Annotated in this window: 19 protein-coding genes and 1 rRNA gene; 10 read left to right on the top strand and 10 right to left on the bottom strand. The window is 45.0% G+C overall.

Translation table 11 applies throughout. The features are described 5' to 3' along the window. Positions 1–15: 15 nt before the first annotated feature. The 5 genes from dusB to aroQ form a co-directional block, all read right to left on the bottom strand. Positions 16–984 (bottom strand): tRNA dihydrouridine synthase DusB, encoded by a 969-nt coding sequence (dusB, locus tag L3V23_RS15045; RefSeq protein WP_180980319.1) that lies wholly within the window; start codon positions 982–984, stop codon positions 16–18. A gap of 139 nt (positions 985–1,123) precedes the next feature. Next, on the bottom strand, positions 1,124–2,011 hold the full coding sequence (prmA, locus tag L3V23_RS15040; protein WP_042489909.1) for a 50S ribosomal protein L11 methyltransferase: 888 nt from the start codon (positions 2,009–2,011) through the stop codon (positions 1,124–1,126). A gap of 166 nt (positions 2,012–2,177) precedes the next feature. Then, positions 2,178–3,527 carry an acetyl-CoA carboxylase biotin carboxylase subunit gene (gene accC / locus L3V23_RS15035; protein WP_102962932.1) on the bottom strand — a complete coding sequence of 450 codons (1,350 nt, stop codon included), beginning with the start codon at positions 3,525–3,527 and terminating at the stop codon, positions 2,178–2,180. A gap of 14 nt (positions 3,528–3,541) precedes the next feature. Then, positions 3,542–4,000, bottom strand: a complete 459-nt coding sequence (gene accB / locus L3V23_RS15030; RefSeq protein WP_102955090.1) for an acetyl-CoA carboxylase biotin carboxyl carrier protein — start codon at positions 3,998–4,000, stop codon at positions 3,542–3,544. 61 nt (positions 4,001–4,061) lie between these two features. Beyond that, a complete protein-coding gene (gene aroQ, locus L3V23_RS15025; protein ID WP_102962930.1) occupies positions 4,062–4,511 on the bottom strand; it encodes a type II 3-dehydroquinate dehydratase in 450 nt (149 codons plus the stop codon). A gap of 443 nt (positions 4,512–4,954) precedes the next feature. Between aroQ and L3V23_RS15020 the strand changes: the two genes are divergently transcribed. Next, the gene (locus tag L3V23_RS15020) at positions 4,955–5,755 is read left to right on the top strand and encodes a hypothetical protein (protein ID WP_102966372.1); all 801 of its coding nucleotides are present in this window, start codon (positions 4,955–4,957) and stop codon (positions 5,753–5,755) included. Between the two features lie 108 nt (positions 5,756–5,863). On the opposite strand, the gene acs is transcribed toward L3V23_RS15020, so the two are convergent. From acs to L3V23_RS15005, 3 genes are all read right to left on the bottom strand, one after another. After that, on the bottom strand, positions 5,864–7,813 hold the full coding sequence (gene acs / locus L3V23_RS15015; protein WP_102966371.1) for an acetate--CoA ligase: 1,950 nt from the start codon (positions 7,811–7,813) through the stop codon (positions 5,864–5,866). A 208-nt stretch (positions 7,814–8,021) separates the two neighbouring features. Continuing rightward, entirely contained in the window at positions 8,022–8,651 is a 630-nt protein-coding gene (locus L3V23_RS15010; RefSeq protein ID WP_102955086.1) for a 3'-5' exonuclease, read from the bottom strand. A 27-nt stretch (positions 8,652–8,678) separates the two neighbouring features. Next, positions 8,679–10,517, bottom strand: a complete 1,839-nt coding sequence (locus L3V23_RS15005; protein WP_102966370.1) for a DUF294 nucleotidyltransferase-like domain-containing protein — start codon at positions 10,515–10,517, stop codon at positions 8,679–8,681. Positions 10,518–10,886: 369 nt separating this feature from the next. On the opposite strand from L3V23_RS15005, the gene L3V23_RS15000 reads away from it, so the two are divergent. After that, a complete protein-coding gene (locus tag L3V23_RS15000) occupies positions 10,887–12,077 on the top strand; it encodes a 3-phenylpropionate MFS transporter (RefSeq protein ID WP_102966369.1) in 1,191 nt (396 codons plus the stop codon). A 136-nt stretch (positions 12,078–12,213) separates the two neighbouring features. Further along, positions 12,214–15,648: a NahK/ErcS family hybrid sensor histidine kinase/response regulator gene (locus L3V23_RS14995; RefSeq protein ID WP_102966368.1), complete on the top strand. Its 3,435-nt coding sequence runs from the start codon at positions 12,214–12,216 to the stop codon at positions 15,646–15,648. A 63-nt stretch (positions 15,649–15,711) separates the two neighbouring features. On the opposite strand, the gene gppA is transcribed toward L3V23_RS14995, so the two are convergent. Beyond that, positions 15,712–17,208 carry a guanosine-5'-triphosphate,3'-diphosphate diphosphatase gene (gene gppA / locus L3V23_RS14990; protein WP_042489931.1) on the bottom strand — a complete coding sequence of 499 codons (1,497 nt, stop codon included), beginning with the start codon at positions 17,206–17,208 and terminating at the stop codon, positions 15,712–15,714. 7 nt (positions 17,209–17,215) lie between these two features. Next, positions 17,216–18,517: an ATP-dependent RNA helicase RhlB gene (rhlB, locus tag L3V23_RS14985; protein WP_042489932.1), complete on the bottom strand. Its 1,302-nt coding sequence runs from the start codon at positions 18,515–18,517 to the stop codon at positions 17,216–17,218. 135 nt (positions 18,518–18,652) lie between these two features. On the opposite strand from rhlB, the gene trxA reads away from it, so the two are divergent. The 7 genes from trxA to L3V23_RS14950 form a co-directional block, all read left to right on the top strand. Then, the gene (trxA, locus tag L3V23_RS14980; protein WP_042489933.1) at positions 18,653–18,979 is read left to right on the top strand and encodes a thioredoxin TrxA; all 327 of its coding nucleotides are present in this window, start codon (positions 18,653–18,655) and stop codon (positions 18,977–18,979) included. A gap of 196 nt (positions 18,980–19,175) precedes the next feature. Further along, positions 19,176–20,435, top strand: coding sequence for a transcription termination factor Rho (gene rho / locus L3V23_RS14975; RefSeq protein WP_042489934.1), 1,260 nt, complete (start codon positions 19,176–19,178; stop codon positions 20,433–20,435). A 107-nt stretch (positions 20,436–20,542) separates the two neighbouring features. Beyond that, on the top strand, positions 20,543–21,538 hold the full coding sequence (locus L3V23_RS14970; RefSeq protein WP_102966367.1) for a hypothetical protein: 996 nt from the start codon (positions 20,543–20,545) through the stop codon (positions 21,536–21,538). Positions 21,539–21,657: 119 nt separating this feature from the next. Next, positions 21,658–23,511, top strand: coding sequence for a 4-hydroxy-3-polyprenylbenzoate decarboxylase (ubiD, locus tag L3V23_RS14965; protein WP_102966366.1), 1,854 nt, complete (start codon positions 21,658–21,660; stop codon positions 23,509–23,511). Further along, a complete protein-coding gene (locus tag L3V23_RS14960) occupies positions 23,508–23,777 on the top strand; it encodes a 2Fe-2S iron-sulfur cluster-binding protein (protein ID WP_042489939.1) in 270 nt (89 codons plus the stop codon). Before ubiD ends, L3V23_RS14960 begins: the two co-directional genes overlap by 4 nt. Positions 23,778–23,792: 15 nt before the next feature. Beyond that, the gene (gene fre, locus L3V23_RS14955) at positions 23,793–24,506 is read left to right on the top strand and encodes an NAD(P)H-flavin reductase (RefSeq protein WP_042489941.1); all 714 of its coding nucleotides are present in this window, start codon (positions 23,793–23,795) and stop codon (positions 24,504–24,506) included. 539 nt (positions 24,507–25,045) lie between these two features. Beyond that, a 16S ribosomal RNA gene (locus L3V23_RS14950) occupies positions 25,046–25,116 on the top strand; the annotation flags it as partial.

Below are 25,116 nucleotides of genomic sequence, written 5' to 3'. Positions count from 1 at the left end.
TAGCTCTTCTCTTAATTATGATGCAACGTTATCAAAATAACCTTCAAGCGCTTCCAATTGCAGCGATGCTGCCTCTATGGCGTTGAAGGTACGGCGAAACTCACTCGCTTCTTCATGTTCTTTTAAGTACCAACCCACGTGCTTACGCGCGATTCGTGGCCCCAAATACTCTCCATAGAAACCATGCAGAGCTGTCACATGACCAAGCATAATACTTTTCACTTCCTCAAGAGGAAGGTCGGGCATTGTGGTGCCGTTTTCCAAATAGTGTCGGATTTCCTGGAAAATCCACGGACGGCCTTGGGCAGGACGTCCAATCATTAAAGCGTCAGCGCCTGTGTACTCAAGCACATATTTGGCTTTCTCCGGAGAATCGATATCACCGTTAGCGATAACCGGAATACTGATTGCCTCTTTCGCCGCTTTAATGCTGTCGTATTCGGCCTCACCTTTGTACATACACGCTCGCGTTCTCCCGTGGAGTGCCAACGCCTGTATGCCGCAGTTTTCGGCTAATTGAGCGATGTAGATACAGTTTTTATTGTCTGTATCCCAGCCAGTACGGGTTTTGAGTGTCACTGGGACATTCACCGCATCTACCACCGTTTTTAAAATCTCTTCTATAAGATCAGGAAAACGAAGTAGTGCAGAGCCGGCTAGCTTCTTATTCACTTTTTTCGCTGGGCAGCCCATGTTGATGTCGATGATTTGCGCACCGTTTTCAACACTGAATTGAGCCGCATCAGCCATAAGCTGTGGATCACTTCCCGCAATTTGTACCGAACGAATGCCCGATTCGCCTTCATGTACCATACGGTTTTTTGATTTATCGGTATTCCACAGTGCAGGGTTGGAAGACATCATTTCACTGACGGCCATTCCTGCACCATATTGAAGACACAACTCACGAAAAGGTCTATCAGTGACACCTGCCATAGGGGCAACGATAAGATTGTTCTTAAGTTGATAATTTCCGATCTTCAAAACGTCTTCACAGCTTAGTACCAGCAAGGGCGCGCATTTTACGCATTTTTTTACTGCGTGAAAAGACTAATATTTGAGCATTTACAAATTGTTTTTGTAAATAGTCCAATTTTCAATCAATTAAGCAGATAACTTATCTTTAGCTTAATTTCTGTCCAGAGATTCTGCACCACTCATTGAGCTCCACAATAGGGTCAACACGCAGTTCGTCTCGGTAGTAGTTGGCGACGTCTTCGGCTTGAGTATCTAGCACGCCAGACATCGCTAACAGACCATTTGGTTTCATAAGCCCTTTGATGACACCAGAAAGCTCGCGCAGAGGACCGGCAAGAATATTGGCGACAACCACATCAGCAACCAAACCTTCAGGTTGGTCTTGCGGCAGATAGACTTCGATTTGGTCTTCAACGCCGTTACGGCCTGCATTGTCTTTAGAAGCGAGCAGAGCTTGGGGATCGATATCGATACCGATAACTTTTGCTGCGCCGAGTTTGATTGCTGCAATAGCTAGGATGCCCGAACCACAGCCAAAATCGATGACGGTTTTGCCGCTTAAATCGAGGGACTCTAGCCACTCAAGACACAGTGCTGTGGTTGGGTGAGTACCCGTACCGAATGCAAGACCCGGATCGAGCATTACGTTCACAGCACTTGGATCTGGAACATCACGCCAGCTTGGGCAAATCCATAAGCGTTCACCGAACTTCATTGGGTGGAAGTTATCCATCCATTCACGTTCCCAGTCTTTATCTTCAATCTGTTCAACTTTATGTGCAAAGCCTTCTGGAAGAAGCTGGCTGTCGCGAATTTGGCTGATGATAAGCGCTGTATCAACTTCAGCGTCGTAGAGAGCTAATACGTCGGTGTCACCCCATAAGCGAGTTTCACCCGGTAAAGGCTCAAACACAGGGGTATCTTTTGCATCTAGGAAAGTGACGGATAACGCGCCAGTCTCTTCCATTAGCATATCGCTAATTTGTTCGGCGTTTTCATTGGTCGCGTTAAGCTTAATTTGAATCCAAGGCATGTTATTGCTCTCTTCGTACTTTATGTTGGCGCAGAGTTTACTCTCGCACTGATGCTGCTGCAACTTTGTTCGTTGATGACGGCCATCACAAAAAAGAAAAGCCACAAAAGAAAAATCACAGAAATAAAAATGCCCACCGAAGTGGGCATTTCTTTCTGTTTGTCTATTAAGACTTATTCAAACCCAGTTTTTTCTCTAGGTAGTGAATGTTCGCGCCACCATGTTGGAAGTTCTCATCCTTCATGATGTCTTGTTGTAGAGGTACGTTTGTCTTGATGCCTTCTACAATCATTTCGTTCAGCGCGTTACGCATACGTGCGATTGCTACATCACGGTTCTCACCGAAAGTGATCAGTTTACCGATCATTGAATCGTAGTACGGTGGAACTGTGTAACCAGAGTAAATGTGCGATTCCCAACGAACGCCCATACCACCCGGAGTGTGTAGACGAGTAATCTTACCTGGGCTTGGCAGGAAGCGTACTGGGTCTTCAGCATTGATACGACACTCAACGGCATGGCCGCGGATCTTGATGTCACTTTGAGTAAATGACAGAGGCTGACCAGCAGCAATACGAAGTTGCTCTTTAATCAAGTCTACGCCAGTTACCATTTCTGTTACTGGGTGTTCAACCTGAATACGCGTGTTCATTTCGATGAAGTAGAACTCGCCATTTTCGTATAGGAATTCGAATGTACCTGCACCGCGGTAGCCGATTTCGATACATGCACGAGTACAACGTTCACCGATGTACTTACGCATCTCTTCAGTGATACCTGGAGCCGGAGCTTCTTCAACAACTTTCTGGTGACGACGCTGCATTGAACAGTCACGTTCACCTAAGTGGATTGCACCACCTTGACCATCAGCAAGCACCTGAACTTCAACGTGGCGAGGGTTTTCTAGGAATTTTTCCATGTAAACCATGTCGTTGTTGAAGGCCGCTTTTGCTTCTGCACGAGTCATGCTGATCGCGTTAACGAGCTCTGCTTCAGAGCGAACAACACGCATACCACGACCGCCGCCGCCGCCAGACGCTTTAATGATGACTGGGTAACCAATGCGTTTAGCGTGAGCTTTGTTTTTCGCTTCGTCATTGTCCAAAGGACCGTCAGAACCCGGAACACAAGGTACGCCAGCTTTTTTCATTGAGTTGATTGCTGAAACTTTGTCACCCATTAGGCGAATTGTTTCTGCTCTAGGACCAACGAAAATAAAGCCGCTTTTCTCTACTTGTTCAGCAAAGTCTGCGTTCTCAGATAGGAAGCCGTATCCAGGGTGAATCGCAACAGCACCAGTCACTTCTGCAGCAGAAATAATACGTGGAATGTTTAGGTAACTTTCCATGCTTGACGCTGGACCGATACAGATAGACTCATCTGCTAGCAATACATGTTTTAGATCGCGGTCTGCTGTTGAGTGAACAGCAACCGTTTTGATCCCTAATTCTTTACATGCGCGAAGAATACGAAGTGCAATTTCACCTCGGTTCGCGATGACTACTTTATCTAACATAGAAAAGGCCTCTATTATTCGATAACAACAAGTGGTTGGTCGAATTCAACAGGTTGACCGTCTTCAAGCAGGATCGCAGTAACAACACCAGATTTGTCTGATTCGATTTGGTTCATCATTTTCATCGCTTCAACGATACATAGAGTATCGCCAACAGACACTTTTTGACCCACTTCGATGAATGGTTTTGAATCTGGACTTGGAGAGCGGTAGAACGTACCAACCATTGGAGAAAGAACGCTATGACCTGCTGGCGCACTTGGCTCTGCAGATGCCGCTGGTGCTGCAGGAGCAGGTGCCGCTACTGGTGCAGGTGCAGCTACAGGAGCTGGTGCCGCATAGTGAATTGGTGCTGGCGCAGCAACACCGTGACGACTGATTCGTACCGACTCTTCGCCTTCTGAAATTTCTAATTCAGCGATGCCTGATTCTTCAACTAACTCGATTAGCTTCTTGATTTTACGAATATCCATTGTTTCTTTTCTCTTTTATCTTGTTGAGTAAGACAGTCCGTTAGGACTGCAGAGTGTTTGGTTACTTTGCCTGCAGAGCTTTGATTGCTGCAGATAAAGCAAATTCATAACCTTGTGCGCCCAGACCACAAATTACTCCTTGTGCCTTATCGGACAAGTAAGAGTGATGGCGGAATGGTTCACGAGCATGCACGTTCGACAAATGCACTTCGATAAACGGAATGGCAACGCCGAGCAAAGCGTCACGAATAGCGACACTTGTGTGCGTAAATGCTGCTGGGTTGATAATAATGAAATCCACATTTCCATGAGCCTGATGAATAGCTTCTATCAACTCATATTCGCGATTAGATTGAAGATGTTCCAACTCAACGCCTGCTTTTTCTGCATTTTCACGCAACGTCGTGACAATGTGTTCTAAGGTGTTAGAACCATAATGTGTCGGCTCACGTAAACCTAAAAGGTTTAGGTTGGGGCCGTTTAGGACAAGAATGCGTGATTTGGCAGCCATTGTGTCGTTATCTTCCTCTAATGTGGAGCGAATCGGAGATTCTTGAGAATCTTCTCGTATTCGACACTATTTTTTGTCAAAAATTCGTAGAAATTTTCAAATTGACCAAGATTATAGCTAATTCACAGCAAATGGCAGCAAATTACTGGTCTTATCACTTTTATTTGGCTTTTAAGTATAGATGAAATGGAAGGAACAGCACACAGTAGGCCGATCCATAAGCCTTTCATTCTTTTATGAGCAAGCCAATATCAGATTTGTCTGAAAATTCAGAATATTGTTATTAATCTGATATTCAAGACTCAATCAGAAACTATAGTTTATGAATTCGGCTTTAAAAAGTGTTCTTACACTCAAGTCAGTGGTGTATCCGAAGAACAATATTGTTGGATAGAGTTAGACATCTATGCCAACGGTTTCTTCGTTATTAAGGTATTTAAAAAATGAAAATAGCCTCATTCATATCGGTAGCAACGTTAATTCTTGCAAGTTCAGCGCAAGCAGCACCGAGCTCAGATATTAAAGATAATGAATCTAAGTTAGCCGATGACCCAACCAAGGTAGTGACCAAAGTGGGTGTGTCTTATGCGAATAACTATGATTTTGATGACTCAAACGTCTCTTTTTCTGGATCATTAGCGTTTGACCCTGCGAGAAAGATTAATGTTCGACTTAATTCAGATGCGAGTGAATGGCGTGTGGGTGGCTCTTGGTTATTTCCAGTTGGTATCTTGAACTTTAACTTTGGTAAGAATGAATACACTAACGGAGCAACACAAACGAATTACAGTGTGGGTACCTTTATTCCTATGAGTTTATTTGGTATTGAACCTTTGGGTGTTCAGTTGTTCCCAATGGCGGGTTACACCTACAACGATGGTGAGTCTCCTCGTTGTGATGGTAACAGCGCTAGTGCATGTTCAGACGTGAACTTCGTGGGTACGCCAAGTGCTGAAAATGGCTTTTATATGGCAGACTCTGCGGGTAGTAGTGGCTATGTCGGTGCTTTTGGTTTGAAACCACTATCTCAAGAAGTGACATTAATGGGCTTTGCTGCGGGCACTTATGGTTCTGAAAACGATGAAGGTGAAAACTACAAAGGATACTTCCTTGGTGGTGGTGTTAGCTATCTGGCAAATAAGAACCACTCATTCAGCTTGATGAGTTTTCTGATGGACAACAACACTTACTTAGATGAAGCCGATAAACGTGTTATTGCGTCATACACCTACCAATTTAACTAATTGAGTGAAGTTGGCGAGACTAATATTGAGACAAATATTGATGTCGAGACAAAGAAAAGCCCCAATGAATTGGGGCTTTCTACTTTTAGACTTTTGCTATGTGGTTGGTTACACCAGTTCGGCTTTCTCAGCGATCAGTTTATCGACAACACTTGGATCCGCTAGGGTTGAGGTATCACCCAAGTTTCCGGTATCACCAGTAGCAATTTTACGTAGAATACGACGCATGATTTTACCTGAACGGGTTTTAGGTAGCGCATCTGTCCAGTGCAGCACATCTGGTGTTGCGATAGGACCAATCTCTTTACGCACCCAGTCTTTCACTTCTTTGTGCAGTTCCGCTGTTGGATACACACCATCATTGAGTGTGATGTAAGCGTAAATTGCTTGGCCTTTAATGTCGTGAGGTACACCAACTACAGCTGCTTCAGCAATCTTCTCGAATGCGACTAGAGCCGATTCGATCTCAGCCGTACCCATGCGGTGACCGGATACGTTGAGTACGTCATCCACACGACCGGTGATCCAGTAATAACCGTCTTCATCACGGCGAGCACCGTCACCAGTAAAGTACATGCCTTTAAAGGTAGAGAAGTAGGTTTGCTCAAAACGTTCGTGGTCACCATACACGGTACGCATTTGACCCGGCCAAGAGTCAAGAATGACTAGGTTACCTTCAGCTGCACCGTCCACGATTTCACCCATGTTATCAACTAGCGCAGGTTGCACCCCGAAGAATGGACGAGTCGCTGAGCCCGGTTTCAAGTCTGTAGCGCCCGGAAGTGGGGTAATCAAAATACCGCCAGTTTCTGTCTGCCACCAAGTATCCACAATTGGAGATTTCTCGTTACCTATGGTCTTGTAGTACCACTCCCAAGCTTCTGGGTTAATTGGTTCACCCACTGAACCCATGATGCGAAGGCTATTACGATGAGTGTCTTTTACCGCTTCATCGCCTTTTGCCATTAGAGCACGTATTGCCGTTGGTGCTGTGTAAAGGATATTGACCTGATGTTTGTCGACAACTTGGCTCATACGGTTTGTATCAGGGTAGTTTGGTACACCTTCAAACAGAATGGTTTTCGCGCCGTTCGCCAGCGGTCCGTAAATCAGATAAGTATGACCAGTAATCCAGCCCACATCGGCAGTACACCAGAAAGTTTCACCCAGTTGGTAGTCGAACACGTATTTAAACGTCATAGTCGCGTAAACAAGGTAGCCGCCCGTGGTGTGCAGTACGCCTTTTGGTTTACCTGTTGAGCCCGAGGTGTAAAGGATGAACAGAGGATCTTCCGCTTTCATCTCTTCAGGAGGACAGTCAGCGGATACTTTTGCTGTTGCTTCATGCCACCAAACATCGCGATGCTCATGCCATGCAACATCACCACCAGTACGTTTAAACACAATGACTTTGCTGATGTTTTTGATTTCAGGGTTAGTCAGTGCTTCGTCGACGTTTTTCTTCAGAGGAACTGCGCGGCCACCGCGAACACCTTCATCGGCAGTGATGACCAGTTTCGCGTTAGAGTCGATAATGCGGCCTGACAGAGCTTCTGGAGAGAAGCCACCAAATACTACCGTATGCACGGCACCAATACGTGTACAAGCCAGCATTGCAATCGCGGCTTCTGGAACCATTGGCATGTATAGACACACCACATCGCCTTTGCGAACACCTTGCTCTTTCATTGCGTTTGAGAAGCGACAAACTTGCTCATGCAATTGCTTAAAGGTAAGAGTCGTGTCTTCCTCTGGGTTGTCACCTTCCCAAATGATGGCAACGTCATCACCACGTTCAGCAAGATGGCGATCGATACAGTTAGCAGAAACGTTTAGTGTGCCATCTTCAAACCAGCGAATGTCGACGTGTCCTGTGTCGAAAGAAGTCTGTTTCACTTTAGTGAATGGCTTAATCCAATCCACAATCTTACCGTGTTCGCCCCAGAATCCTTCAGGATCGGAAACTGACTGCTGGTACATGGCTAGGTAAGTGTCATTATCCGCATGCGTGTGAGATTTAATATTTTCTTTTACCGGATAAATGTGGGCTTCACTCATTACAAATTCTCCTTGTGAATACGGCGATCACCTTGATGGCGTTTAAAACGGCCAGCAAGGAAATTCGTTATGCCTATAACTCTTAGTCACACTGGGAAGTTTCACAATTAGACTTTAGGATAAATGCGGTTTGTTTAAGGCAGAATAAAACGGGTTTTAGTTTGATAAGGCATTTTTTTGAAAAGGGAAATGAGCCATAAATCAGACTTTAGTGATAGGACGAGGTGAAAGTCGGTAAGTCGCCTTGAGTCAGGCGAACATAAACCAAAGCAGCTGAGATGGCATCTTGCAGAGCATCGTGTTTGTCTTGTTGTGGCAAGCCGAGATGTTTGCAAATAGCATCCAAACTCAAATCGATATAAGCGTTAGGCAGATGGCGCTCAAGCTTATCGTGATATATCTGGCTGACTTCAATCAATTCATTAGGCAATGGAAAACCAAGCTGTTTACGACAAGCGATATCCAAGATTTTTTTGTCGTAACGGATGTGATAGCCAACCAGAGGGCGGTTACCAATAAAGGCGATGAGTTGAATAAGCGCTTCTTTTTCTGAAATACCGTCAATTAAGTCTTGATGACGCATACGGTGAATACGGACTGAATTGGAATCAAGAGACTGCGGAGCTCGTAACCTCACTTCGAAAGGCTGGCTAGTGATAATGCGATTATCAATAATCTTGGTTGCCGCGATGGTCACCAGTTCCGCTCTGTTTGGGTCTAGGCTGGTGGTCTCACAGTCGAGCGAGACATACTCATTGCCACTGCTTGGTTCAAACAATGACTGATAATGAGATCCTTTAAGCTTATGGTGCCAATAGCGGCGACTTATCCAATTCATAGTACTGCCCGTTTATCTCTGATTTGCCTAGTCTCTTATTTGGTAGTGATAGCCAAGCCACTGTTTAAACTTTTTCACGACATGCAGGCTATGTCTCAGCAAGTCTCGCTCAGTACGATCAAGCAAGTTAATGTCGATGTTATTGCTGCCTTTTACATCTGAACCCAGCGGATGAGTTAATTGCTGTGCGAGACGCAATTTGAAAAACTGCTTCAGTGCTTCGCTCAGGTTGTCGCCAGTCTGTTTCTCTAGTACACGGCGATTTACCAGTTCACTGATTCGGTCGAAGGTGTTATTCACTTCAATCATGTGCTCTAAGCTCAAGGCGCGAATGCCGTGAACGATAGGGAATATGCCTCCTTGCTTGATATCCAAACCGGTTTTTGAATTCTTCACGTTACCGAACAAAGTGAGCGGAACAGAAAAATTCAGCGCCGGACGGGTAAATTCGGTAAGAATCAGTTCCTGATCGGCCATCAGATGGCTCAAATGTGACTTGATAGGAGCGAGCAAGGACTTATTACCTGCAATCGCATGAGCGTCAGCCATAATCGCAATATCCATCACCTGTTCAGGCTTAGCAGCATTGACCCAACTGCTGAGCATTTTTTTCCACTGTGACTGGCTTTTAACCCACTTAGGGTTATTCACCATCACTTTGCCGGGACATAGAGGATAGCCAAGCTGCAACAAGGTGTGGGTCAGCTCCTGCATGACGTTTTCACATTGATGCCATTCCAACCCATCCTTGATAATTAAAGCGTTGTCCTGATCGGTTTTTAGTATTTGTTCTCCGCGTCCTTCCGACCCCAACACGATAAAACAACAGTGGTCATGCAGTGCTGGTGGCACCACAAGTTCGAACGCTTTCTCAATAATTTGTTCGTTGACGGCAGCAATCAACTCCATGATAAATCGGGTGCGAACGCCTCGGCTGAGCAAGCTTTCGATTAACTCTATTTGTTTATTGGATGCTAAGGCCAGTTCTTCAACGCTGGAGGCTCTGGCTATTGCTAGTGTCAGTACATGCGAGTGGGTAGAGAAGGTACTGAGGATCTGTGTCATATCCAACATACCAATGGCATTGTTGCCATCGCACACCATCACGCGTTTGACTCGATTACGGGTCATCATCACCATAGCATTAAACAGAAAATCTCCTTCATCGACATGCATGACAGGGAATGTCGCTATTTTTCCTACTGGTGTATCAAGCGGATGGTTCTCCAACATCACAGCATGCAGCATATTGGTTCGGGTGACGATGGCATACGGATGATGAGTAGAGTCAATTAAGCGAATATCGGATTCAGCCAGTTCAACCAGTGCGGCATCGACACCGTTTTCTTTCATCTGCATAGTGACCGTTTTCAATGATTGTTCCGGAGTGACAATCATTGGAGGAGAGTAAATAGAGTTATCGACCTTGGTCAGGATGAATTCAGCGATGTTTTTCTGTTGCTGTGCCGCCTCAATTAGCTCTTGTCTTTTTGCTAGGTTGTTATCGAAGTAAGCGGCAAATTGCCCATTTTCAGAATAGAGGGAAAGAAAGACTTCTCTTGGGATCAGGTAAGACAGCGTATCTTCTAACGCAATGTACTGGTGGCGGGTATGTTCTTCAAATAATGCTCGTACATCGAACATGTCGTCGTTGGCGTAATGAGCGAATATCTCTTTTCCAGATGTGGAGCGTTCTTCTACCGTTCCCTTAATAAGGACGTGTAAATGGGTGCTGGTTTGACCGCTTTTTAGTAGGGGGGCGCCTTGTCGGTAATAAGCCACATCTAATGAGGCGCGAAGTTTTTTCTGTTGATCAGAGGTTAAACGATCAAAGGGTGGAGATTGCATGTTGAATTTATCAGGCATATACCCTTCCTACTTGAAGCTGCCGCTACATTCGCTGCGTTCATTTGCCCCAATCACACTGAACTTTAATACAGGCAGATAGTTTATCTGCAATTAATTCTCTGTGTTCATGGGGGCTCATTCACTTTTTACTTTGCTGAAATGCTTATTGAGTTGGGCATCACAGAAGTTCGTCAGTGAGAGGTATCTAGGGTAAGTGTGACAAATTTCCCTCAGCCCTCCAGACGACTTTGGTCTAATGAAGCCATTTTTCGCCCGATGAAAGTTGTGATAGGGGAAACAGTTCGTTTAACAAAGTTCCCTTTTTCGTGGACGTGACTCGTTGCATAATGGGCGCGTTTATTTTTCTCATGTTGTTTAGGATAACTAATGTTTAAGCCCTCTCCCTACGGATGGATCTCTCAATACTTTTTCGGTTTCTTCTTTGCTTACGGCGTATATCTACCGTTTTGGGCGCTATGGTTTGAAGGGCAGGGTGTGTCTGCCAGTGACATCGGTGTGTTAGTGGGGATTGGTTTTGCAACACGTTGTGTCGCGAACTTGGTTATTACACCTCGTATTCATAAAGTGGAACATCTTCTGCCAGCACTTCGCTGGGTGACATTCGCACTGATGTTATTTACCGCTTTTCACTTTTTCACTGGTGGTAGTTTTTGGCTACTAGCTTTGGCGACGGTTCTTTTCAATATGATGTGTGGCCCAGTATTACCGTTGTCGGATTCGGTTGCTAACCACTATGCCAAACGCAATATGCTCGATTATGGACGCACTCGTCTCTGGGGCTCGATCGCCTTTATCGCAGGCTCTACTGTGGTGGGGTATCTGATTGTGCTTTATGGTTCAGACATGATCGTTTACACCGCACTGTTCGGCACACTTGTCACCTTGTTGATCAGTCTGCGCAGTCCTAAGGTTATGCCTGTTACAGAAAGTCACGAACATAAAATTCGTCCTAAGCTAACGGAATTACTTCGTGAATGGCCAGTGATTAAGTTTTTGCTTTTGGTCGCTCTGATCCAAGGTAGCCATGCAGCGTATTACAGCTTTAGTTCTATCCACTGGCGTGCGGCAGGTCATTCAGAAGATATCATTGGTTATTTGTGGAGCTTAGGGGTTGTCTCCGAAATTCTGGTGTTTGCTATCAGCAAGCGAGTGTTTTCCAACTGGAATATCCGCACACTGTTTATCATATCTGCGTTAGGGGTCATTGTTCGCTGGGGGTTAACAGCATCAACAACGGCATTAGTGGCATTGGTGGCAATTCAATCCTTACATGGGGTGACTTTTGCTTTGGCCCATATCGCGACGATTAAATACATTCAGCACGCACCGCAACATAAAATGGTTGCATTACAGGCGCTGTATAACGCGATCCCTCTTGGCGCAGTGATTGCGATGATGACAACCCTGAGCGGCTGGGGCTACGAAAGCTGGGGAGCAGGTGTGTTCTGGGGAATGGCGTTGATGGGCTTGCTTGCGTTGTTTGTGAAAGTCGAATTACTTCAATCACAAGTTAACGATGTTTCAGTTCATAAAGCGGAGCCTGAAGCACAAAATTAACCCAATCAGATTGAGATAAAATCCCATACCTGTTTAATAAAGCTTCTCCTAAGCTATTGGAGAAGCTTTATTTCTTTATAAGCCGCACTGGCGGTTTTAGAACATTCAAAGATTTCACAGGGAATAGGGAAGTCGGATGCAGGGTTGGTTGGTGGTTCCAGTCTCACTCGCTTATTTAGGCGTGCTGTTTCTTATCGCATGGTATGGCGATCGTCAAACTCGTTGGTTGGCGAAATGGCGACCTTGGATATACAGCCTGTCGATTGCGGTTTACTGCACCTCATGGACTTTTTACGGTACGGTTGGTCAAGCCAGCCAGAACCCGTGGTCATTTTTACCGATTTATATTGCGCCAATTATCGTCTTTACATTTGGCTGGCGCATATTAGCTCGTCTGATCCTGATTGCGAAACGAGAACACATCACTTCAATTGCTGACTTTATTGCCGCTCGCTATGGGAAATCGCAGGGCTTAGCCGTTGCCGTCACTCTGATTGCGGTTGCAGGTATACTGCCTTACATCGCGTTGCAGCTGCGTGGTATTACCATGGGGCTTAACATTATTGCTCCTGATCTGGGTACGCATTTTGGCTATCAGGACGACAATGTTTCTTGGTTTGTGGTTTTGGCTCTGGCGCTGTTTACCATGCTGTTTGGTACTCGCCATATTGATAATACCGAACACCACCGAGGCATGATGATGGCGATTGCTTTTGAGTCGATCGTCAAGCTGGTTGCGTTTCTGGTCGTGGGAATGTTCATCCTCTATCTTGCATTACGAGAACAAGATGTCGCGTTGTTGGATGTAGCGCGAGAAACCTATCAGGCTCCGAACTGGCCAACGTTAATTATCCACACCGTTTTAACTATGATAGCCATCATCTGCTTGCCTCGTCAGTTCCATACCATGGTGGTGGAAAACGAGCGTGCGCAAGACCTGCACACTGCGCGTTGGCTTTTCCCCTCTTATTTGATTCTGATGGGAATATTCGTTCTGCCGATTGCATGGGTTGGGCAGAGTTTATTGAGCGGCACATCACCGGATACTTTCGTTATTAGTGTCCCTGTTGCTGTAGGTGCAAATGATATTGCTTTGCTGGCGTTCCTTGGTGGCACATCTGCCGCTTCTGGAATGGTGATTGTCTCGACTATCGCATTAGCGATTATGGCGTCCAATGATCTGGTAATGCCTTTACTGCTGCGTCGCATGCGTTTGTCACAACGAAATCATCGTCACTTTTCCGGTCTTCTGGTCATCATTCGTCGCACTTTGATCTTGTTGTTATTGATGGGGGCGTGGGGATTCTATCTGGTTTTGGATACTATTCCTTCGCTGTCTGCCATTGGCTTTTTGTCTTTCTCTGCCATTACTCAGTTTGCTCCTGCACTCATTGGTGGCATGTACTGGCGAGAAGGAAATCGCAAAGGGGTTTATGTTGGTCTCTTGGTGGGCTTCACCTTGTGGCTGATCACTCTGATGAGCGCAACCAATATGCTGGCGGGCGACCATGAAAGTAACGTGCTGTTGTGGGTGATCACACCGCCTCAGTTCCTTGGCAACATGGGGTTAGAAAATTCCGACTGGGGTATGTTGCTGAGCGTTACTCTGAACAGTATCTGTTATGTGGTGATTTCTATCGCGACACGCTCAAGTTTAAGTGAGCGATTACAGTCGGCATCTTTCGTTGGCACACCGTTGCCGGAAAACGAAAACATCAGTTTGTATCAAAGCCGTGTAACCGTCGCCGAGCTTGAAATGCTGGCATCGCGATTTGTTGGACGACAAAGAGTGCGCGCGGCATTTGGTCAGTATTGGGATCAGCAACGTGAAACTCTGATGCCCAATCAGCAAGCACCGGCAACATTAATTCGTCATACGGAACGTGTTCTTGCTGGTGTGTTTGGCGCTTCGTCTGCCAAGTTAGTGCTTACTTCTGCTTTGCAAGGCCGCAATATGCAGCTGGAAGAGGTGGCAACCATCGTTGATGAAGCCTCTGAACTTTATGACTTCACCCGCGGCTTGTTGCAGGGGGCGATAGAACATATTGGGCAGGGCATTGCGGTAGTCGATAAACAACTTCGGCTGGTGGCTTGGAACCAACGTTATCTGGAACTGTTTGATTTTCCTCCGGGGCTGATACAAGTCGGAAGACCGATAGCCGATGTTATTCGTCATAACGCTCAGCAAGGTTTGTGTGGGCCGGGAGATCCTGAAGAACATGTACGTCGCAGGGTTTATCACTTAGAACAAGGGACTCGCCATACCTCTTCGCGTATTCGCCCTGATGGTCGAGTGATTGAAGTACAAGGAAACCCAATGCCCGGTGGTGGTTTCGTTATGAGCTTTACCGATATCACCGTGTTCCGAGATGCAGAGCGAACACTGAAAGAAGCGAATGAAAATCTTGAAGAAAGGGTATTAGAACGTACTCGTGAGCTGGAAACGCTGAACAAAAAACTCGTTTCCGCTACACAGCGTTCCGAACAAGAGTCTCAATCTAAATCGCGATTTTTAGCTGCGGTCAGCCACGATTTGATGCAGCCGCTCAATGCAGCAAGATTATTTGCATCTTCACTTTCCGAGGTTGCTCAGGAAGAAGAGTCGAAGCGTTTGTCTCGTCATATTGAAAGTGCGCTCAGTGCAGCTGAAGATTTGATTGGTGACTTACTCGATATTTCTCGTTTGGAGTCTGGAAAACTTGAAGTGCATTTGCAGAGCTTCAAGGTGAATGATGTGCTTTCCAATTTGAAAGCGGAATTCGAAGCGCTGGCACATCAACAAGGGGTCAATTTCAGTACGGTGTCTTCCTCGTTGTATGTTCACTCTGATCCTAAGCTGCTGCGTAGAGTTATTCAAAATTTCTTAACCAATGCCTTTCGCTACAACCCGAAAGGAAAAGTGGTATTAGGTGTAAGAAGAGTCGCTGGTAGGGTGCGTATCGATGTCTGGGACAACGGCATCGGGATAGAACAAGATAAACAACAAGAGATTTTCGAAGAATTTAACCGAGGCAGCCAAGTTCGTTCAGACCAAGGTTTAGGATTAGGCTTAGCGATCTCGAAAGGGATTGCGTTTGTATTAGGCCATGAAATATCAATGCGTTCTTGGCCGGATCAAGGCAGTGTGTTCTCACTTACGTTGGATAAAGCTGAGCCACATGAGGTGGTTCCGCAAAAAACAGCGGTATTGGAAGCGGTGCATGATTTGGCGCATTTGCGTGTGTTGTGTGTGGATAACGAACAAGACATTTTAGTGGGCATGCAGACCTTGTTGGAACGCTGGGGATGTGAGGTAAAAACGGCGCTAGACATTAAGCAGAGTATGAAGGCTCTTGATAGCCAATGGATCCCTGATGTGATTTTCTCTGATTATCGCCTTGATAATGGACGTACCGGATTAGAAGTGCTTCAGCAGTGCCGATTGCGTCTAGGTGATTGCTTTGAAGGGGTGATCATCAGTGCCGACCGCAGTCCGGATATTCTGGATGGTATTAAATCCAACGGATTTAGTTTTATGGCTAAGCCCGTTAAACCGTTGAAGTTAAGAGCTCTATTGAATCGTATTGGATAAAAGATAGCCCTCATTTGAGGGCTTCTTAATATTTGAGCGTATTACGGTAAAGCTATTGTTCGTTTATTCATTCGCTTGAATGTTCAACGGCCAACCCATATCTGTTTGACGGTTTGCTTCAAGTTCAAGTTCCGCGCGGGTTAATGGATTTGCTTGTAGCCACTGTTTGTCGATAGATAACGTCAATTCGTCATCTTCGGCAGTGAGAATTATATTCGGTTCTAACTCTACGCAACGACGGTGACTCAGAAGTACAGCTAAACGTAATAGGCGTAATACTCGCTTACTGCTGGTTACGGACAACGCATGTTGTTCAGGCAAGCTTGTTAACTGTTCGCGGTAGCGTCTTGTCAATTCAGCAAGTAAGTGCTTCTGTGCACGAGTGAACCCGGGTAAATCAAGATTCTGTAACAGGTAAGCGTTATGCTCACCGCCTTTTTTAAAATCGATAGAGAGACCAATTTCATGTAACTGCGCAGCAGTAAGCAGAAGCATCTCTGCTTGTGGTTCAGAAATCCAATCTTGCCCACCACACTGAGTAAGCAGTTTGCTGGCAAGATCAGAAACTTGCTGTGCGTAGCATTGGTCTATCTGATAGCGAATCTGGACACTGTGAATCGTGCGCGAACGAATGTCGTCTTGGCGCAAGTTATCCATCATGTCGTAGACCAGGCCTTCACGCAAAGCGCCGCCAGCTAGGGTCATAGATTCAATGTTTAACGATTCGAAAATAGCGATCAGAATCGATAAACCACTAGGGAAGACTAACGCCCTCTCTAGAGTTAGGCCTTCAATTTCAAGCTCTTCAAGATGATCAGACTGCATTGCCTGCTTTTTAAGGCGATTTAACTTTGCCAAAGTGATGACTTCGTCCATCCCCTGAGCCAACATGATCTCTTGCAGAGCTTGAACAGTGCCGCTTGCTCCCACACACACATCCCAGCCTAACTGGGTATATTGTTCTAACACGGGAGCTAAGCGTTTTTTCGCTGCATCTATTGCGTTGTTAAAGTTGGTGCTGTTGAGCTGGCGGTCTTTAAAATGACGTTCAAGCCAAGTCACACATCCCATCTTTAAGCTGGTTAACGCTTTTGCTTCAAAGCCCTCACCGATAATCACTTCGGTACTGGCTCCGCCAATATCCACCACTAATCGACGCCCAACGCCTCCAGAGGTGTGAGCGACACCTTTATAGATAGTGGCAGCCTCTTCTTCACCTGAGATGACTTCAATCGAATGTCCTAGAATTTCATTCGCTTTCACTAGGAAATCATTGATGTTCGTCGCTGTACGCAATGTTGCAGTACCTACGATACGAATATTCTCGTGTGGGATGTCTTGTAAGCGTTCAGCAAACAAACTTAAACAATCCCAACCGCGTTGCATGGCTTCATGACTTAACGCGTTATTGTCATCTAAACCGGCGGCAAGACGCACTTTACGCTTAATCTTAGCCATGGTTTGAACGCTACCGTCGACGTGGCGCACTACCAGCATATGGAAGCTGTTAGAGCCTAAATCAATCGCGGCATATAACGGTGAAGAAACAGTTTGGCTCATAGATGAATTACGAATCCTTTGGCTTTTGTGGCGCGCGAGGGCGTCTTTGTGGCTTACGATTTCCGTTGCGAGAACCGCCAGTATTCGTGCGGCGCTGTGGTGACGATGAGCGTAACGTTAAAGGTTTCGGCAAATTCGTCAGTAGTGCGGATGGATCGTAATCAGACACAGGAATAGAGTGCCCAGTGTATTCTTCAATTGCAGTCAGGTTGATAGCATACTCTTCACATGCAAATGAAATTGAGTGACCACTTGCACCTGCACGACCAGTACGGCCAATACGGTGAACGTAATCTTCACAATCATCTGGTAGGTCGTAGTTAAATACGTGTGTTACTTGTGGGATGTGTAGACCACGCGCTGCCACATCTGTAGCAACCAGAATATCTACTTCACCTTGAGTAAACTGTTCTAAAATGCGTTCACGTTTTTTCTGTGGAACATCACCTGTTAGTAAGCCTACACGATGACCATCGGCTGCAAGAGCACCCCAGATGTTTTCACAACGGTGTTTAGTGTTTGCAAAAATAATGGCGCGATCCGGCCAATCTTCCTCAACCAAAGTTTGTAGAAGTGCCATTTTGTGTTCATTAGAAGGGTAGAACAACTCTTCTTTAATACGGTGACCTGTTTTCTGTTCAGGCTCTACCACCACGTGCTCTGGGTTGTGCATGTGTTCAAATGCCAATTCTTGAACGCGGTAAGATAAGGTCGCAGAGAACAGCATGTTCAAACGATCTTTCGGTTCAGGCATACGGCGGAATAAGAAACGGATGTCTTTAATGAAACCCAAATCAAACATACGGTCTGCTTCATCCAGAACCACAGCTTGAATGTTGTTCAGATTGAAAACACGTTGCTTGTAGAAATCGATGATACGGCCAGTTGTGCCGATCAGGATATCCACACCTTCTTGAAGCTTGCCCAGCTGTTTATCGTAGCTTTCGCCACCATAAGCCAGTGCAGCTTTAAGACCGGTACTCGCCACGAGCGAGTCTGCATCATTAAAGATCTGAATCGCGAGTTCACGCGTCGGAGCCATAATAATTGCACGAGGCTGAGTGACTTTACGTCCTTCAATTTCGGGTGTTTTTAGCAAATGGTTAAAAGTCGCAGCGAGAAACGCGATGGTTTTACCAGTTCCCGTTTGGGCCTGGCCTGCAATGTCTTGGCCGGTGAGCAGTACCGGCAACGCCAACGCTTGGATAGGGGTACAGAATTCGAACCCTTTTTTTTCCAATCCTTCAATTACTTGGGGATGTAAATCCAAGTCGGCGAATTTTTGCTCTGTGATATGTGTCTTTTTCATTGCTATAGAATATCAGCTTCCACTTGCAATACGGAAGTAAATACATTCCAATAGGGCATCTATTTACTGGTTAGTCGATAATCAGTCTAATGATTGTTAATAATCAGTGCAGAAAAAAGCACATTGGAGTGGAAGATGAGTGATAAAATTTTGCAGCTATCTGATGATGGTTTCGAGAACGATGTAATCAAAGCTGCAGGTCCTGTTCTAGTTGATTTTTGGGCAGAATGGTGTGGTCCTTGTAAGATGATTGCTCCTATTCTTGATGAAATCGCAGAAGAATACGAAGGTAAACTCACTATCGGTAAATTGAATATCGACCACAACGCAGGTACGCCACCTAAGTTCGGTATTCGTGGTATTCCTACGCTATTGCTATTTAAAGATGGCAGCGTAGCAGCGACAAAAGTAGGCGCGCTGTCTAAAACTCAACTAAAAGAGTTCTTGGACGCAAACCTATAATTCGCCATAACTTTACCGTACATAGAAATATGTACGGTTTTGTTTTTGTAAAAAACAATTTCTAGACTAGGCTAATATTTAGTGCTAGTTTATCGCACGTAAATTAAACAAGTGTTCACTTCTTGGTCAATCCTGAGACCAAATCCATCTTAACTAGAAAATAGATCCTATTTTGACTAAACAAGTATCCACCACAATGAATCTAACAGAACTGAAGAACAGACCCGTATCTGATCTTGTCAAACTTGGTGAGAGCCTAGGCTTAGAAAACCTTGCGCGCCTGAGAAAACAAGACATTATTTTTGCCATCTTAAAAGCGCACGCGAAGAGCGGTGAAGATATCTTCGGCGACGGTGTTTTGGAAATTCTTCAAGACGGTTTTGGTTTCTTGCGCAGCGCGGACAGTTCCTACCTTGCTGGCCCAGATGATATCTACGTATCTCCAAGCCAAATTCGTCGTTTCAACCTACGTACGGGTGATTCGATTGCCGGGAAAATTCGCCCGCCAAAAGAAGGTGAACGTTACTTTGCACTATTGAAAGTGAACACTGTTAACCACGACAAACCTGATAACGCACGTAACAAAATCCTATTTGAGAACTTAACTCCGCTACACGCCAATGAGCGTATGGTAATGGAGCGTGGTAATGGCTCGACTGAAGACATTACAGCACGTGTTCTTGATCTTGCTTCTCCTATCGGTAAAGGTCAACGTGGTCTGATTGTAGCTCCGCCAAAAGCGGGTAAAACTATGTTGCTACAAAACATCGCCCAAAGTATTGCTAATAACCACCCAGAATGTGAATTGATGGTACTTCTTATTGACGAACGTCCTGAAGAAGTAACAGAGATGCAACGCCTTGTAAAAGGTGAAGTGATCGCTTCAACGTTTGATGAGCCAGCGTCTCGTCACGTTCAAGTTGCAGAAATGGTTATTGAAAAAGCAAAACGTCTTGTTGAACACAAGAAGGACGTTGTTATCCTTCTTGACTCTATCACCCGTCTAGCGCGTGCATACAACACAGTAATCCCTTCATCAGGTAAAGTTCTTACCGGTGGTGTGGACGCTAACGCATTGCACCGTCCAAAACGTTTCTTCGGTGCCGCTCGTAATGTAGAAGAAGGTGGTAGCTTAACTATCATTGCTACAGCGCTAGTTGATACTGGTTCTAAGATGGATGAAGTGATTTACGAAGAGTTCAAAGGTACAGGTAACATGGAACTGCACTTGAACCGTAAGATTGCAGAAAAACGCGTTTTCCCTGCAATTGACTTCAACCGTTCTGGTACTCGTCGTGAAGAGTTATTAACTAAGCCTGATGAGCTGCAAAAAATGTGGATTCTGCGTAAGATTGTTCACCCTATGGGCGAAAGTGACGCAATGGAATTCCTCATCGACAAGCTGGCAATGACCAAAACCAATGATGAATTCTTTGACGCAATGCGCCGTCAGTAATGAATAAACATTGATTATTTTGAAGCACCACCCATTGGGTGGTGTTTTTGTTTGCATTCTTTTCATTACCGCACGACAATTATGAGGAATGTTAACAGGAGGTTAATATGCAACAAGGACTGTTGTTTAGTTTATTCCTCTCTCTTTTATTTGCTTGGACACCTGCTTCTGCTGTTGAGGTTTCATCAGCAAGTCAGCAAAAGTTCCTGCAAGATCATCTGCTACAGCAGAAGGTCTCAGAACTGGTCGACTTGGCGATAAAAGACGATATTGATGCCCTTTCATTTTCTGTAGAACGTATATCGTTGCCGCAGCAGGAAGCCGCTCGTTTTCTATTACTGCAGCACTTAGAACAACAGCAAGTGGCTCTGTCTGAGAATTTGTTCCATTTTGTGGAAAAGCAAAAAAACATCGTTCCTGTTTATCAAGTATTGGAGAAAGGGGAAGGGTATGAATTCTCCGTCCCAGCATTTGACTACATTGCTATTGCTCACCGCCTAACAAAGCAATGGAAGCAAGAGCAGAGCGTGCTTAACTTCATCCTAAAAGCCGAAAGTGGTGAGTTGATACTGGATGAATGGTTGTCCGGGCCTGACTATTTAGTTCAGGAGCGAGAAAACTTGCTACTGAGTGAATTCGATAATTTGTCTTCGAAAGTTCAGCACGATCTCGTTCAACAACTGACTCAGGTTAATGTCGTTGTTTGGTTGCCGTCTTCTAGTGTGATGGTCAAAATGGCACAAGTAACTGGTGACCTTCAGCTATATAAGCTGTTGTGGTTGATGCGCGCGGATTTTTATGTCGAGCAAGAGCTTGAGCGTTTAGCAAATGTCGCTGATGATTTTGCCATTAATCAAATCATGTTAGCCGCAGACAATCCAAGGTTAGCGAACAATGCATTGCAGTATTTAGTCAAAATACCGAAACCTTTTTCTGAGCAAGTGAAGCAGTTTTTGGTGAAACGCTTAGAAAATTCTTCAGATGCCCCCATTGTGGCTCAAGCGCTTGTGGAACAAGGATATCAATCTTGGCTGAAAGAACTCTTGAACAGTAATCGTCGTGTTGAAAGCCAAGCGATCTTACAGGTTCTTTCTCAGCAATAAGCGTTCATCACCCTCGGAACAATCTCTCTACAAAAGCGCAACACTTTTTAGAAAAGAGAAATCGATAGCAAAGTGTTTTTTGTTATACTGCTTGCAGTTTAATCATTCATAGAGCAGATATGAGCTTTAAAAACTTACGTGATTTCTTAGACCATCTCGAAGCACACGGACAACTCAAACGTATTTCTCATCCCATTGATCCGCATTATGAAATGACGGAAATCAGTGACCGAACACTACGTCAAGCTGGTCCGGCTTTGCTGTTTGAAAACCCTATTGGTTACGATGTTCCTGTACTGACGAACCTATTTGGTACGCCAGAGCGTGTTGCCATAGGGATGGGGCGTGAAAACGTTCAGGATTTACGTGAAGTTGGAAAACTGTTGGCATATCTGAAAGAGCCCGAGCCGCCTCGTGGGTTTCGTGATGCTCTGGATAAACTCCCAGTCTTCAAGCAAGTTCTGAACATGCCAGCCAAAAAGCTGCGTAAAGCACCGTGTCAGGACATAATTTGGCAGGGAGAGGATGTTGATTTAGATAAAATTCCGGTGATGAGTTGTTGGGCTGATGATGTTGCTCCTCTTTTAACTTGGGGGTTGACCATCACTAGAGGCCCAAATAAAAAACGCCAGAATCTGGGCATCTATCGTCAACAAAAGATCGCGAAGAATAAAGTTATTATGCGCTGGTTAGCTCATCGTGGCGGAGCGCTTGACCTTAGAGAGTGGATGGAAGCAAATCCAGGAAAGAACTTCCCTGTTTCGGTCGCTTTTGGTGCTGATCCTGCCACTATCTTAGGTGCTGTTACCCCAGTGCCGGATACGCTATCCGAATATGCTTTCGCAGGTTTACTACGAGGCAGCAAAACCGAAGTGGTTAAATCAATCAGCAATGATTTGGAGGTGCCAGCCAGTGCTGAAATAGTACTGGAAGGTTACATTGACCCGAATGAGTACGCGGACGAAGGCCCTTATGGTGATCACACGGGTTACTATAATGAAGTAGAAAGACATCATGTCTTCACTGTGACTCACATTACTATGCGTAATGAGCCTATTTACCACAGTACTTATACTGGTCGTCCGCCAGATGAACCCGCAGTTCTAGGTGTTGCGCTTAATGAAGTCTTTGTGCCTATTCTTCAAAAGCAGTTTCCTGAAATCGTAGACTTCTACCTACCGCCCGAAGGTTGTTCTTACCGTATGGCTGTAGTGACAATGAAAAAGCAATACCCAGGTCATGCTAAGCGAGTCATGATGGGAGTGTGGTCTTTCTTACGTCAGTTCATGTACACCAAATATGTTGTTGTGCTTGATGAAAGCGTAAATGCTCGAGACTGGAATTCCGTGACCCAAGCCATGTGTGAACATATGGATCCGGCACGCGATACATTAATGATAGAGAATACGCCAATCGATTCGTTGGATTTTGCTTCTCCTGTGGCTGGTTTAGGTTCCAAGATGGGCTTAGATGCAACGATTAAATGGGATGCGGAACTTGCGATGACGCCTAAAGTCGAAGCTCGACCTTCGCACGAAATAAAGAGTGCGGATATTGAAGAGTTCAAACGACGTTATCCGCAAGTTGAAGATATCTATTTCCCGCCGACAACTGAAAATCGCATCGCCATAGTTTCAATGCGTAAATATGCTGCCGGTGAGTCAAAAGCTCTGTTGGAATCAGTGTGGACATTTTTGGCAGAGTACACGGACGCTAAGTTCGTTGTATTGTGCGATGATGATGTGAATGCCCGAGATTGGAATGATATTATCTGGGCTATCACAACAAGAATGGATCCTGCTCGAGATACCTACGTCATTCCTGCTACAAATGGAGCTGTGTCAAAACTAGGTTTGGACGCAACCAATAAATTTGAGGGTGAAGTATCTCGGGAGTGGGGAACACCAATTCATAAAGATCCTAAGTTGGTAGCGAAAATCGATGCCCTTTGGGATGAACTAGGAATTCTATGACTTTTACTGTACGTTTGCTGCCAAGCGAGCTTCAGTTTGAAGTTGAAAAAGGGCAAACGATATTGGAGGCTGCGCTCAACCAGCAGATTCCATTTCCTCATCGTTGCCAAGTTGGGGCATGTGCTGCATGCCTGTGCCGTAAAGTGGAAGGTGATGTAACTTACCATCTAGAGCCTATGCTTACAGAGAAAGAGCAAGCTGAAGGATGGATATTCCCCTGCCAAGCTATAGCAGAAAGTCATTTGGTACTTACTTTTGAAGAGTAAGTAAGAAGGATAAATATGACCATTAAATGTAAAGTAAAGTCGATACAGTCTTTAGCCAGTAACACATATCAAATATTGCTCCATCCTGAACAGCCAGTCACTTTCAAAGCTGGTCAGTACTTAATGGTGGTGATGGGCGAGAAAGATAAGCGTCCTTTTTCAATCGCGAGTAGTCCTTGTCGTCACGAGGGCGAGCTTGAGTTGCACATTGGTGCTGCGGAGCATAATGCTTACGCAATTGAAGTTGTTCAACTGATGCGTGAAGCTTTAGAGAAGCAACTTGAAGTTGAAATTGATGCACCACATGGCGATGCATGGGTTAGAGAAGAGAGTAAAAGCCCGATATTGCTTATTGCTGGCGGCACTGGTTTTAGCTACGTTCGTTCAATCTTGGATCACTGCATCGCCCAAAATAAAGCTAATCCTATCTATTTATATTGGGGGGCTCGTGACGAAAGCCAACTTTATGCTTTGACTGAATTAGAGCAAGTAGCTGCGAAACATGAAAATGTTCATTTTATTCCAGTAGTTGAAGAAGCTGGCACAAACTGGCAAGGAAAAGTAGGTAATGTGCTGCAAGCAATAAGCTCTGATTTCGATTCTTTGGCAGATTTTGATATCTATATTGCCGGACGCTTTGAAATGGCTGGTGCTGCGAGAGAACAATTTACGCAAAATAAACAAGCGTTGAGTGAAAAGATGTTTGCGGATGCATACGCTTTTATATAAAAACTTACTCAATTCGAGATAAAAAAGAGGGCTAAAAGCCCTCTTTTTGTTATTTTTGCTGCTTTCTTAAACGAATGAGCTGTTTTTTCAATTTTTTTTAAAAAAGCACTTGCGCGGTTTTAATTCCTCCCTATAATGCCGCCTCACTGACACGGCAGACGTCGCAAGGCTTCAGCAGGTGTTGGTAGAGGATAAGACTTCTAAAAAAGAAAAATTGAAAAAGTGTTTGACACTGACAGTTATCTAGCTAGAATGCACCTCCGCTTTGAGAAGAAAACTTCTGCAAAGCAAAGCTCTTTAACAATTTAAACCTATCAATCTGTGTGGGCACTCGTTGATGAAAATCAAAGTTAAGTCTTTGTTCTAGTAACAAAGCAACTTAGGTTTCAATGAACTGAGTGACCAATACAAATAACTTCGGTTATTTGGCACAGTCAATTCATTACCATTCTGTTGGAATGGTAATAGCTTTAAAATTACTTTTTACTTTCGAGTAAGAGCAGTTTTGAAGTCAGTATTCGTTGAGCCGACAAAATCTTAAATTGAAGAGTTTGATCATGGCTCAGATTGAACGCTGGCGGCAGGCCTAACACATGCAAGTCGAGCGGCA

It is taken from the genome of Vibrio sp. A1-b2 (assembly GCF_021726015.1).
GTDB lineage: Bacteria > Pseudomonadota > Gammaproteobacteria > Enterobacterales > Vibrionaceae > Vibrio > Vibrio diazotrophicus.
The sequence above is the reverse complement of the archived record's forward strand: the minus strand, read 5'-3'. Positions and strand labels throughout refer to the sequence as shown.